This is a genomic window from Coleofasciculus sp. B1-GNL1-01 (genome assembly GCF_040220235.1).
GTDB lineage: Bacteria > Cyanobacteriota > Cyanobacteriia > Cyanobacteriales > Coleofasciculaceae > Coleofasciculus.
Genome location: NZ_JAVJTO010000027.1, coordinates 26155 through 39479 on the forward strand (window position 1 = coordinate 26155; position 13325 = coordinate 39479).

At 44.6% G+C, this 13325-nt stretch carries 10 protein-coding genes and 1 pseudogene; 6 read left to right on the plus strand and 5 right to left on the minus strand.

Annotated features, from left to right (window positions below):
* The first annotated feature begins 28 nt into the window (after positions 1 to 28).
* Entirely contained in the window at positions 29 to 925 is an 897-nt protein-coding gene (locus RID53_RS06265; protein WP_446387295.1) for an Rpn family recombination-promoting nuclease/putative transposase, read from the plus strand.
* A 6-nt stretch (positions 926 to 931) separates the two neighbouring features.
* Here RID53_RS06265 and galT read toward each other — a convergent pair whose 3' ends face one another.
* Positions 932 to 1930, minus strand: a complete 999-nt coding sequence (galT, locus tag RID53_RS06270; RefSeq protein ID WP_446387296.1) for a galactose-1-phosphate uridylyltransferase — start codon at positions 1928 to 1930, stop codon at positions 932 to 934.
* A gap of 181 nt (positions 1931 to 2111) precedes the next feature.
* On the opposite strand from galT, the gene RID53_RS06275 reads away from it, so the two are divergent.
* Complete coding sequence (locus RID53_RS06275) at positions 2112 to 3629, plus strand: glycosyltransferase (RefSeq protein ID WP_446387297.1); 1518 nt, start codon at positions 2112 to 2114, stop codon at positions 3627 to 3629.
* Between the two features lie 155 nt (positions 3630 to 3784).
* On the opposite strand, the gene RID53_RS06280 is transcribed toward RID53_RS06275, so the two are convergent.
* Positions 3785 to 5515, minus strand: a complete 1731-nt coding sequence (locus RID53_RS06280) for an ABC1 kinase family protein (RefSeq protein ID WP_446387298.1) — start codon at positions 5513 to 5515, stop codon at positions 3785 to 3787.
* A gap of 219 nt (positions 5516 to 5734) precedes the next feature.
* Here RID53_RS06280 and RID53_RS06285 point away from each other — a divergent pair, with 219 nt between their 5' ends.
* Positions 5735 to 5914 (plus strand): hypothetical protein, encoded by a 180-nt coding sequence (locus tag RID53_RS06285; RefSeq protein WP_446387299.1) that lies wholly within the window; start codon positions 5735 to 5737, stop codon positions 5912 to 5914.
* Positions 5915 to 6008: 94 nt separating this feature from the next.
* Here the strand turns inward: RID53_RS06285 and RID53_RS06290 are convergent.
* The 3 genes and pseudogenes from RID53_RS06290 to RID53_RS06300 all read right to left on the minus strand — a co-directional run bounded on the left by RID53_RS06290 (position 6009) and on the right by RID53_RS06300 (position 10247).
* Positions 6009 to 7184 (minus strand): annotated as a pseudogene (locus RID53_RS06290) (transposase).
* Between the two features lie 139 nt (positions 7185 to 7323).
* Positions 7324 to 9324, minus strand: a complete 2001-nt coding sequence (locus RID53_RS06295; RefSeq protein ID WP_446387306.1) for an ArnT family glycosyltransferase — start codon at positions 9322 to 9324, stop codon at positions 7324 to 7326.
* A 338-nt stretch (positions 9325 to 9662) separates the two neighbouring features.
* Positions 9663 to 10247 (minus strand): hypothetical protein, encoded by a 585-nt coding sequence (locus RID53_RS06300; protein WP_446387300.1) that lies wholly within the window; start codon positions 10245 to 10247, stop codon positions 9663 to 9665.
* A gap of 165 nt (positions 10248 to 10412) precedes the next feature.
* Between RID53_RS06300 and RID53_RS06305 the strand changes: the two genes are divergently transcribed.
* The 3 genes from RID53_RS06305 to RID53_RS06315 all read left to right on the plus strand — a co-directional run bounded on the left by RID53_RS06305 (position 10413) and on the right by RID53_RS06315 (position 13092).
* Positions 10413 to 10769 (plus strand): DUF565 domain-containing protein, encoded by a 357-nt coding sequence (locus RID53_RS06305; RefSeq protein ID WP_446387301.1) that lies wholly within the window; start codon positions 10413 to 10415, stop codon positions 10767 to 10769.
* A 267-nt stretch (positions 10770 to 11036) separates the two neighbouring features.
* A complete protein-coding gene (locus tag RID53_RS06310; RefSeq protein ID WP_446387302.1) occupies positions 11037 to 11666 on the plus strand; it encodes a restriction endonuclease subunit R in 630 nt (209 codons plus the stop codon).
* Between the two features lie 313 nt (positions 11667 to 11979).
* A complete protein-coding gene (locus RID53_RS06315; RefSeq protein WP_446387303.1) occupies positions 11980 to 13092 on the plus strand; it encodes a glycerate kinase in 1113 nt (370 codons plus the stop codon).
* Positions 13093 to 13325: the final 233 nt, after the last annotated feature.

The following is a 13325-nucleotide window of genomic DNA, read 5'->3' on the forward strand; positions in this document are numbered from 1 at the left end:
GTTCAATCCTCATGTTTTGAGCAAAACGATGAGATTTATTAATCCCAAAACTGATTACGCCTTCAAGAAAATTTTTGGTTCCGCTGAAAGCAAAGACATTTTGATTAGTTTTCTCAATGCCTTGATTTATGACGGTAACTCCACCATTGAAGATTTAGAAATTATCAATCCCAACTTACCCCCGAAAGTTGAGGGGTTAAAAGATACTTACCTTGATGTCAAAGCTCAACTAAAAAACGGCACACTGGTGATCATTGAAATGCAAGTCCTGAATGTGCAATCCTTTGGGAAGAGAGTTTTGTTCAACGCCGCCAAGACCTATGCCTTTCAACTGCAAAAAGGAGAAGGCTACCGAATGCTTAAACCAGTCATTGCTCTAACCTTGACTGATTTTGAGATGTTTCCGGGTCGCCATCCGTTTACATCCCGCTTCGTTTATCGAGAAGTATCCGATGGCTATGTTTATACCGAAAACGATATTGAACTGATTTTTGTTGAATTACCCAAATTTACCAAAGAAATTGAAGAACTAGAAACGATTACTGATAAATGGATTTACTTTATCAAATCCGCGCGATCGCTCGATGAAGTTCCCACAAATATGGACAATATTCCCGAACTCCACCGCGCCTTTGAAATTGCCAATCAAGCCAACCTAACCCGCGAAGAACTAGAAGATTTGGAGCGTCGAGAAATGTTTATTTATGATCAGCAAGGAGCGGTTGCTCTGGGTCGTGAAGAAGGTCGTCAAGAAGGTCGTCAAGAAGGTCGTCAAGAAGGTCGTCAAGAAGGCAAAAAAGAAGAACAACGCGCTATTGCTAAAAAGCTACTCACCCTACTGGATGACGAAGCGATCGCGGCAACAACAGGATTAAGTCGGGAAGCCGTTCGAGAACTGCGCGAGAAAGAGTCTGAGAATTTGTAGAACCAATTAAGAATTCAAAAAATCGGCATCAATTTCCGGTAAAGAAGGATTGATACTAATCCCAGAACCCAGTTCAAATCCGGCTGGAGTCGTTAGCCGAGGACTAATTTGGCAATACCAATGAACCTGGGGTTCTTCGGCTTTGTAACGGGCAGCCGTATTAATCACGTAATTATAATCGGGATCACTTAGCTTGTCATACAACCGAGTCAGGACATTTTTGAGAATTAACGCAAAATGTGACTTTTCAATAGCGGAGATACTGCCAAAATCTGCCTCATGTTCCTTTGGCATAATCCAAGTTTCAAACGGCACATCAGCCGCAAAAGGAATAAACGCCAGAAATGATTCATTTTCAGCAATCACCCGTCTGCGGTGATGCTGTTCAAACTCTAAAATATCGCAATACACACATCGTTGCCATTGATCATAATATCGCTGGGCTTCTTGTTCTCGCACTCGAATATTTTGAGGAACCATGCCCGTTACAATCATTTGAGAATGGGGATGACTTAACGATGCACCCGCTTTCATCCCATGATTGCGAAAAATGATTGCCATCATATTCTTATGGGCTTGCATCAGTGTGACGTAGCGCTTGTGATAGGTCTCAATCACCGTTTCTACGTCCTCGATTGGCATTGTGGCAAGATCTTGATGATGATCAGGACTTTCAATAATCACTTCATGCTGACCATAACCGGGCATCATTAAATAAATCCCCTCCTTCGCTCGTTCTCTGTCTTCATCGGGAGTTAAGGCGGGAAACTTATTCAGTACAACTCGCGTTTGCCACCCTTTGTGGTGTCGGCTGGGCATCTCCAGGAAAATTGACTCAGATTTATTTTCATTGCCGGGACAAAAGGGACAATTTCGAGGTAGAATCCCTGAAGCTTGTTTTTGGCGACTCTGTTGCTGAAAATCCTGGGGGCGTTTACGCCGACTGGGTGCATAAATCACCCATTCTTTCGTCACCTTGTTGAGTCGGATTTGACCGGATTGCATACTATCTAGCCCCTATAATGTACTTGGATAATCGTTGTCTTATAGTCGTTGATAATCGTTCTGATCGGAATTTTGTCTGATGTTAACTCATCCGTTGCGTCTATCATTTATCATTCAGACATTATTTGTCTGATGTCAACTCATCCGTTGCGTCTCTCATTCACTATTCATCATTCAGACAATGTATATCGGCTTTCTCAACCCCCAAGGCAACTTTGACCCAGAGGATAGGTATATTACAGAACATCCCGACTTTGGCGGTCAACTGGTTTACGTCAAACAAGTCGCCCTGGCGATCGCGGCGCAGGGACACCGGGTTGATATTCTCACCCGTCAAATCATTGATCCAGAGTGGGAGGGGTTTGCTGAACCCTTTGATGGGTATCCCGGTGTAGAAAATCTCCGGATTGTCCGCTTACCCGCCGGACCCCAGGAATTTTTACGCAAAGAGTTACTCTGGACGCATCTGGTGCAAGATTGGGTACCCAATATTCGGAAATTTTATCAAGACCAAGGGGATTTTCCCGATATCATGACCGCCCACTACGCCGATGGGGGACTAGCGGGTTTATTACTTGAAGCACAAACAGGCGTACCGTTTACGTTTACCGCCCATTCCCTAGGCGCTCAAAAGATGGACAAATTAAAGGTGACGCCAGAAAATTTGGCACAAATGAACGACTATTACTTCTTTGGACGTCGCCTAGTTGTCGAACGCCTGAACATGAATCACTCGGCGATTAATATTACGAATACTCGCCAAGAACGCTTCAACCAATATAGTCATCCGGCGTATCGAGGTGCTGTCGATGTCGATAATGATGCTCGCTTTGCGGTGATTTCACCGGGAGTAGACCCAGCTATGTTTAGTGCGGAGGTTCGCTCAGCAAACGAAGAGGCAACCTATCAGTTAGTTAAAGAGAAATTAGCGCGGGATCTTGCTGAGTCGCGGCGCGATTTACCTGTAATTTTAGCATCGAGTCGATTAGATCCGAAAAAGAACCTATTGGGACTTGTGCAAGCCTTTGCCTATAGTTCCACCTTGCAAGAACGAGCGAATGTGCTATTAATTACGGCGGGCTTAGATAATCCCCTAAAAGAGAAGGTGAAGGATGAACAAACCGAACAAAAAGTATTAGCACCAATCCGGGAAGTGGTGAATGACCATAACTTATGGGGCAAAATTAGCGCCTTTTGCGTCCCGGATCAACCCGCCCTAGCCGCAACCTATCGCTTTTTAGCCCAACGCCGCTCCGTATTTGCTCTACCCTCTCTGTTTGAACCCTTTGGTTTAGCCCCTTTAGAAGCCGCCGCCGCCGGATTACCCGTTGTCGTTACCCAGAATGGCGGAATTACAGAAAGCTTACAGACAGATAATCAAGATTATGGGGTTTTGATTGACCCCGATGATCCGGCGGATATGGCGCGGGGATTAGAGCAGTTAATCTGTAATCAACAGGAATGGCAGAGTTTTTCTCAACGTACTCAGCAACTGGTGATCAATCACTATACCTGGGAGAGTACGGCTCAAGGGTATTTAAACGTAATTGAGCAGATTTTATCGTCACCCAAAACTAATCGTCGAGTAGCGCGACTCCCGATTCATCCGTTCTTACGTAATCCTCAACCGGAAAACGATGTTTCTTTGGCTCAATTGAGTCAACTTTACTTTGGCAAATCAGTAGATGGGAACAATTAAAGTCGGGTGGTGGGGATCGTCATTTGTCATTTGTCATTTGTCATTTGTCATTTGTCATTTGTCCTTTGTCATCGTGCTTTGCGAAAGACTCCGGGTGAGCGCGAAGCAACCCGGAGAGGGATTTGTCAGGTCGTATTACCTACCCTTCTACCCTTCTACCCTTCTACCCGCATCATCGCTGTCAGGGGTAAAATTGCCGCAATTTGCTCCGTTGACATAGTACCCAAAGAATTTAACGCCACATTAAATAATCGTCCTGGTTTCAAGTCATCTTTGACCAAATTCCACAGGCGTTGTACTTCTTCAGTGTGCAATCGATCATCTTCCGTCAACGCCAACAATACCTGACGCCGCAAAAACTGTCCTTCTTCAGATAACAGATATTGTAATCCTAGTTGGGCTGTGGGTAGCAAATCAAAGTTATCATCAGACCGCGCGATCGCAATCATATTCTCTAAGCGTTGCCATTGGAATCTGCCATCCTTAAACAACACCTCAATTAACCGCCGTCGCATAGCTGGCGATTCACCCTTGAGTAAACGTTTGGCGACGTAAGGATAAGAGACTTCAACGATTTTGAACTCTGGATTCAGGGTTAACGCTAACCCTTCCTGAGTCACCAACGACCGAATAATCAGGGCAAACTTTGCCGGAACACGGAACGGATACTCAAACATTAACTCGGAAAAACTATCCGTAATCGTTTTAAAATTAAAGTCCCGGACACTTTGACCCACGGCTTCTCCCAGCACTCGTTCTAAGGCAGGAATAATTGGCGTGATGTCTGTATCTGGCGTTAAAAAGCCGAGGAGGACAAACTTTTTCGCTAACTCCGGATAATCCTTATTGATTAAATCAATAACCGCACTGACAATCGTTTCTTTCGTTTCTTCCTCCAACTGATCCATCATGCCAAAGTCAATGTAAGCCATGCGACCATCGGGCATAGCAAACAAGTTACCAGGATGGGGATCAGCGTGGAAAAAGCCGTGTTCTAAGAGTTGACGCAAACCCGCTATGACGCCTGTTTGAATCACTTGGTCAGCATCAAGTCCCGCTGTACAAAGGCTTTTCGTATCGGTTAACTTACATCCATTAATCCACTCTAAGGTTAAGACTCGGTGGTTACTGTGCATCCAATAAATGGTTGGTACTTTAACACTGGGATCATCACGAAAGTTACTAGCAAAGAGTTCCGCATGACGACCTTCATTGACATAATCGATTTCTTCAAACAACTTAATGCCAAATTCATCGACAATTAACGTCAGATCATGACCCAGATTCAGGGGAAGCCATCGGGATAACCAACCGGCTGACTTCCGCATTAAATAGAGATCCAGAGTGAGAGACTTGAGTAGGTTAGGACGCTGAACTTTAACGGCTACCTCTTCCCCAGTATGCAGATAAGCATGATAGACTTGACCGAGACTCGCCGCCGCGATTGGATCAGGGGAAATTTGGCGATAGACTTCGCTCACCGGACGATCTAACTCTGACTCGATAATCGCGAAGGCGGTTTTATTGTCAAAGGGTGGGAGTTGGTCTTGTAGCTTAATCAATTCCTCTAGGAAATCTTTGCGAACTAAGTCCGGGCGCGTGGATAAAGCTTGTCCCACTTTAATGAATGTTGGACCGAGGCGGGTTAGGATATGTCGCAGTTGAGCAGCCCGTTTAAACCGATTCCGCTCAACTTGGTTGCGCCACTCGTCCCACTTGAGACCTAGAATAAACTGTACAAAATTCCAGATAATCCTTAACGCCCGCCAGAGAACCACCCAAGGGCGGTAGCGGTATTTGGCTGCGATCGCGTCGGGATCATAGCTCCGTCGGGGTTTAATCTGCTCGGCTTCAAGATAATCAACTTCAATGTAATGCTGACTCACAGCGATTTATAGCCTCTCACGTAACAAACTAGAAAAGTTTATTTATTTTTTTATCGTTTTGTTAAGTATATTCTAAGTGATCCTACTTAGTCCAGACCACAACAGCGCTGAGGGGGAGTGGGGAGAGTCGAGAAGCTGAGGGGAAGCAATTGGGCTGAAACCCCTGCCCGATAAAGCTTTCAGTTACTATAGAAACGAGTGCAATAGGCAGAAGACACTATGCTAGTACAAAAGAAGCCACAGACCTATACTCTAGAAGACTATTTCGCCTTAGAGGAACAATCGGAAACCAAACATGAGTACCACAACGGAGAAATTGTACCCCTGACTGGCGGCACGACAAATCATAATCGTATTATTATCAATAAAAGTTTACTGGTACTACAAACTACAGGCTAGTTCACCCACTTTCACAACCACAAGTGACACACACAAGTTAAGTAAATAGGGCTTGCTGAATAAGTCGGAGAAAAATAACCGATGGACTAATTAGTTATTTAACTGTTAAGTAATTATAAGTCTTTTTTGCTGATTTTTTCTTAATGATAACCTTTGATAATAATTGAGTCCGGAAAAAGGCGTTATCTTGTTTAAAACATAAAAAAAGACAAAGAACCTGCCGTAGCAGGGCAGACAGATTCATGACGAGGAAAGTAATAGCAATAGCTGTTTCTGAAGTATGAGGTAGTTTAGCCATGACGCGACTTAAACTGTATCTACGTTTTGAGATACCAAATTTTCCTTCAATATTATTGCGAATTCTCTCGTCTTCTTGGGCTTGTTTCTTTAATTCTTGACTGACATTGGCTTTCGGTCTTCCTAAGGGAGGCCCGCTAATTCTAATTCCTTTTTCTTTGCAGAAGGAACCCGTTGGCTCGACTGCGATAGATTTTATCTACATGAACAGATTCTGGATAGGTTCCTGTGTAGTTATAATAAGCTTCTATTTGAGTTTTTAAATCAGTAGATTCATTAAAATTATCCCAACTGATACGGTCTAAAAACACGTATCCATCTCTTACACTTGCCGATACTTTAGCTCCAAATTCTACAGGAACTCCCGCTTTGCCTCTAACTATTGGACGGATATGGGGTTGACTTACATTTACTATTCTATGCTCAATCCTATGAATTTTATTATTGTGCATCCATTCTTGCTGGTGGTAGATTTCGCTAACCACCAACAGATTCTTATATTCAGTACGACTCAACGCCTCAAGGCTACACCCTGCCTTGACTAGCGCGTCTATACTTCCCAAGTTTCTTTTTATGTATTGCAATTGTTTTTTTATGGCTTTTCTTATTTCTTTCCCTGTTTGTCTTTTTTTCTTGGCTACGTTTAAGTATTCCTTTCTGAAGCCGCTTCGCTGCTGTAATGCGTTTTTCCTATAAAGTATTGTAAGTAAGGATTTTCTTTTATTTGTTCGACTGTCTCTCTATCACTTATTCCTAATTTTTCCTTGATTATTAATGAACCCAACGCTACCCTAAATGGTAGCGCTGGCGCTCCCATGTCCGGAGAAAAGTTTTGGGCATATTCCTCTTCAAATTCCTCCCAGGGTATCAAAGAAGCCATGATTACCCAACGATTATCCTGTGATAACTTTCACGCCATAGGCAGTTCAAAATCTTCTGCTTCCCTGGGGGCATTCTCAACTTTTCGGTACATTGACCTGATAACGGTGCAAGGATTTTGAGCGATTTTACCAGATTTTCTTGCACTTGGTCAACTGTCAATACGCTTCAAAGCATTGATGTTTAAGGGTTTCGGTCTTGTGCAGCAAGCTCTACTTAATTTCCCCTGACAGCTAAAGCTTGCGAGCAATAACTTGTTTAGTCACTCGAATCAAATGATAAGCACCTTTGTTATCAATGACAGTATATTCACTAGGTTTTAGCCATTCTTTTTTAAGTCGATTAAATCGCTTAGATTCAATTAAAACCAGAGTCGAAGGAGGATTAGGTTCAATTTTAGCGATGTCCTCAATGTAGGCAATAAACTTATGTTCTTCATCAAAATAATTCACCGATCGCTTGGCATAAAACACCACACTAGGCTTTTCAAATCCCATCATCACTAACTCTTCTGACGGTTGGTTTACCTCAGCCGCGATCGCAGATAATTCTCGTAGGGGAAGCTGACGTTCCTGATCTAACAGAAAAGCAGCCGGGGAAACCACCAGAATAATAAACGCCACAAACGCCACCAAATTAATCGTTCCTAACCAACGCCACCCTCGACGCCTACATAAGGCGATCACCGCCGCTACCGCAGCCATTCCCCATAGGATACCTCCCCGTAGGGGTAATCCTGAAGCTTGCAACGTTTCCGATAAATTCAGCGCCGCCGGATCATAGCCAATGAAATTAGGACTATACCAAATTGCCCCAGCGATGACGCCAAGAAGAATCAGATTAAATCCAGCACTCAACCGTAATCCCCATAAACGCCGAGGACGGGGATAAGTGAGTAAATCACTTGCCAATAATGCCACCAAAATTGCCGCCGCAGGCATTAACGGTAAGACATAACTGGGAAGTTTGGTGACAGCAATCGTAAAGAAGCCAAACACCCCTGCAAACCAACACAGGGCAAATAAACCCAACTGACTCGCACGAGGGGACTCACGCCATTTTTTGACCTGCCAAAACCGCAATCGGGCAATTGCCAAAGGCAAATAACAGGACCAAGGGGCAAACCCGACTAACACCACCAGAAAATAAAAATACCACGGCGCCCAATGATGATTCACCACCCCGACAAAGCGTTCAATATTGTGATAGCCAAAAAACTTTTCGATATAATCTTCGCCATTCGCCAAGGTAACTAACACATACCAGGGAATTGCCAGAACCCCAATAATACCCAATCCCCGAAACAGGCGCATTTCCCGCACCACCTGCCAAAAGTTCCCCAGATATAACAAAAATGCCCCAATAATTAATCCAGGCAGGACAAATCCCACGGGTCCTTTGGCAAGAATCGCTAAGGCAATTAAAATATAAAATGCCAAATACCAACCCGACGTAAACCCTAAGAAGGGTTTTCCCTCTCTACGGTGTTGGCTATCTTGCGCCCCCGCTTCCTGTCTCCCGGTTTCCCCTTGCACATAGCCAATAAAAAAGCATAAAAGAGCCGTTCCCATACAGCCAGAGAGTAGCATATCCGACACCCCAGTTCGCGCCCAAACCAAAGTTATCGGATTCAATGCAATCAATGTCGCCCCAATTCCCGCCGATAACCAGCGCTGGCGTTCTAAATTAGGTAGTTTTGGACGGTTCTCGACTTCCGCCCTATCTTGATTAACCTTACTCACGGGATCGGGAAAACCTCTCTCCAAACCTCTCTCCTGCAAGGAGAGAGGCTTTGAATCCTCCCCCCTCGCAGGGGGGAATGAGGGGGGTTGGGGGAACGAGGAGGCTTGAGACGTTAGGTTTGATGTCGATTTATCGAGAGGGTATGAAACAGCTTGATCAACCAGAGTACGGGGACGAGAAATCCCGAAATAGCGTAGCGTATAAAAGCCCAAAACCGTCAGCGCGATCGCACTCATCGCTGAGGGAAGTCGTACCGCCCATTCATTCACGCCAATCATAAGATAGCCAATCGCCATTAACCAGTAGACTAAGGGCGGTTTATCAAACCGAGTCTCCTCGTTAAAATACGGCGTAATCCAGTCTCCTGTCACCGTCATCTGGCGGGCGGCTTCCGCGAATAACGGTTCAGTTTCATCCACTAAACCCGTACTGCCTAAGTGCCATAAAAACGCCACCCAGCAGATCGCCGCTAATCCTAAAACCGAGTACATCCACAACCGAGTTGGATGCTTTTCCAAAACATTCGACCACTTTGTCACTGGTTGAGCGATCCTATCCTTAGATTCAACGTCCACTACTTGTCACGAAAAGGTAACATTAACTGTCAGCGTCTCCAACTTAATTTAGCTGGAAGCGCGATCGCAATGTCCCCCTTCCCTGACTCGGACAACCCTGTCAAGTTCCTGATTGTCATTCGTCATACTCGCGCAAGCGAGAAGCAAGCTACGTCTTATGTCCTTTGTAAGGGTTTGAGGCTGGTTTACAAACTTAGATATACCGTAGGGTGGGTTTCGACTTCGCTCAACCCACCTGACTTAAATCAATGACCCTAATACGGTTGTAAGACTAACTCCCATTCGCCTGTCTTTTGATTCCAAACGGGTATAGGCGTCTCCCCAATCACATAAGGTCCCCAATATAAACGAGAACCATCTTGGGCAAATGCCACAACAATATCGCCGTTTTCCAGAATCAGATCATCTTGGGGAAGTGAAAGAATCAGCCCTTGGCTTCCTCCTTCCATCGGGGCAAAATCCCAGTGGGCGGGTTTGGCGTAAGCCTTTGAATCCGTTTGACGTTCCAGCAGCGCCACCCGCACCGGATGTTCTGTAGAATTGCTGACTCGCAACCCTCCTTTTTGCGCCGCTAGTGCAACGGGATCAAGGGGGGGAGAGGGTGAAGCCTCTGGCGGCGGTAACGGTGAAGAGAGTGGTGATAGTGCTGGCGATAAGGGTTGAGCCGTTTCCACCTCAGGAACCTCTGGTGATTTGCTCACCGAGGGTAATGATGCTGTATCTGAGGATTGGGGTTCTATCCAAACCTTGACCTCAAATAATCCCAGTCCCAGTCCAGCCATACCTAAAAGGAGTACGATGATAAATACTGGATAAAGCTTATGTTTTAGTCGTTTCATTCGTTTTGAGGGGATTGACTCTGCACCACTGCGTCTATGGAGGGATGCTAACAAAACGAATTGCCAGCCCCTACTCTCATTGAAACAAGCTTGACCGAAACCGTGTTATTTTGCACAAAAGGCTAAGTGGTTAAGGTCTCTCTGTGGTTGCTTTCTGGTTGATCGATGCAAAATACTCGTCTTAATACTCTCGTTGATGTGATCGTGGCAAGGTTAGCCCAGTGGTTTACCAATCCCTGGCGACGCCTGTCCATAATTTTGCTGGGTTTGCTGTCAGGCATTTTCCTCGGTAGTGCTATCTCAACCACAGCCGGACAGACGGCTGATTGGGATGTGATTGCGGCTGGGATTTTAATTATTTTCACGGAAGCGGTGAGCCGGATTGTTTATGGCAGAAATCGCCAACGTTTGCCTTCTCTGACCAAAGCATCCCGATTTTCATGGTTTCTGGAAACAGTGAATGCGCTGAAAATTGGTTTGGTTTATAGCATGTTTTTGGAAGCGTTTAAACTGGGATCATAGTCATTTGTCTTATGTCTTATGTCTTATGTCTTATGTCTTATGTCTTATGTCTTATGTCTTATGTCCTTCGTCTTATGTCCTTCGTTGGATTATCAGGTCAGATATAATTATTAATTCTGCGTAGGGGCGAGTTTGACTATTATCATTTCTGACCTCACCCAGATGTCACTAAACCCGCCCCGACTAAGTTTTATGTAGGGAAAGGTTTGACGATTATCGTTTCTTATCTCACCTAAATATCCTGAAAATGTCCCCACCTACTTAATCATGGTTCAAACCCTTCAAGCCGAAACCATAACCCTGCGGGAACTCATCACCCTCTATGGACTTCAACGAGTTGAAGATGAGCAATTTTTCCGAGAGTGGCAAGATAGCCTTCCTGAACTCACCAACCAAGAAAAACAACTATTGGATCAGATAAAAGCTGGCTATATTAACTTGCGTGATTATCCGCCCTTGTTAGAAAATACGGTTAATATTGCTGTTTTGTCGCCCTTACTCTTTGTGGGACAGTTTTATTTACCTCCTTTTCACATTAAACTCGAAAAATCAGTCCAAATTACGACAGAAGATGGTGGAACAGTTATTAAAGGAAGAATCGACCTTTTGCTGCTACATGAGCAATTTTGGGTAAGTGTGATTGAATCGAAACAGGTTGCTTATTCCGTAGAAGCCGGACTCGACCAACTTCTTGCCTATATGTTAGCAACTCCTCACCCAGAAAAACCTGTTTTCGGGATGATCACCTCCGGTGGTAGCTTTATGTTTATTAAGCTGGTTAAAGGTGAACCCCCGCAGTACGCCACGTCTGATATTTTTGATATTCGCAATCGTGGCAATGAATTATATAATGTTTTGAGTATTTTGAAACGCTTAGGTCAAATGGCATTGACTTAAGGCTGGTGGGTAATGCCCACCCTACGATATAAGCTGTTCGGCATTTAAACCTTAATGCCAATAATGACGAAATCCTTGTAATGCGTTTAGCGAAGCCATGCCGCAGGCTTTGCATCTTGCTCGCTACTAATACCCAATTTAAATGCATGACAGTTTATCTATAATGACTGATAATAAAAGTTGGATTTGTTGATACGTTATCGGTGAGGGAGGGCGGGTTTTGTTGATAGGCTATCGGTGACAAGCCAATTGAGTTCCTAAACCCGCCCCTACAATTGTAATTGTGGCTAAACCCGTCCCTACCCTAAGACTTATGACTCATCCTCTCTCCCCGTTTCCCTCCCTCGGTGATATTCTTAACCAATGGATCGCCGGAAAATCACCCAATTCATCGGCTTGGCAAAAATTAGTCGCGGCGGAATTAACACCGCCAGAACGGGCGAAAGCATTTGGAATTACGGCAGATAACGTAGCCGAAAAATTACAGGCGCGATCGCGTCTTTTTGAATCCGTTTATACTGATGTTTTGGCTTTACCTTCCTTTGCCCAGAAAATTGAGAAAAATCCAGAACATTCAGAGTCGATTAAAACGAATATCATTCTATCTCTGTGGCGATTATGGATTCCGTTGGCAATACAGTTGGCAGACTATCGACAACAGTTATATCGTCCACTAATTCAGGGAATATTAGGCGGACAGGGAACGGGAAAAACTACATTGGCGGTTGTATTGAAATTAATTTTAGCCCAGTTAGGATATCGTACCCTTAGCCTTTCCATTGATGACCTGTATAAAACCTATCAAGAACGACAACGCCTGCGAGAACAAGACCCGCGTCTGATTTGGCGGGGTCCACCGGGAACCCATGATGTGGAGTTGGGAGTGCAGGTATTAGATGAGTTGCGATCGCAGAATTCCTCAGACTCTATTCTCGTTCCCCGCTTTGATAAATCAGCGTGGCAAGGTGCAGGCGATCGCACGGATTTTGAACCTGTACAAAAGGCGGATATTGTGTTATTTGAAGGCTGGTTTGTCGGTGTGCGTCCCGTGGCGGTGACTGTGTTTTCGGGGGCGACTCCAGCACCTATTGAAACCGAGAGCGATCGCGCTTTTGCACGGGATATGAATGAACAACTTAAACAGTATTTACCCTTATGGGAACGCTTAGACCGTTTAATCGTACTTTACCCCACCGATTATCGCCTAAGTTTGCAGTGGCGGCGTCAAGCGGAGGCGGAAATGATCGCGACGGGTAAATCGGGGATGAGTGATTCAGAAATTAATGAGTTTGTCAAGTATTTTTGGAAAGCATTGCATCCAGAGTTATTTATTACGCCATTAATTCACAATCCCAATTGGGTAGATTTAGTCATTGAAATTAATTCCGATCATACACCGGATCGGGTTTATTATCCTGGGGAATAGCTTGGATACTTAGGGCTTGCTGCATAAGTGTGTAAGGTAGACTAGATAAGGCTTTCAAGCCATTTTTTGACCCAACAAGTGCAAGGTTTTTACACTACCACTCTCTTGCATCCTGGAATTTTTGCCAACCTCAGCGCCGAATTTTCCCTCGACAGAGGGTTGAAACCATTGCCCATTGCCTATTGCCTATTGCCTCTCCCCACCACAAGAGTTATTCAGCAGACCCTACTTAT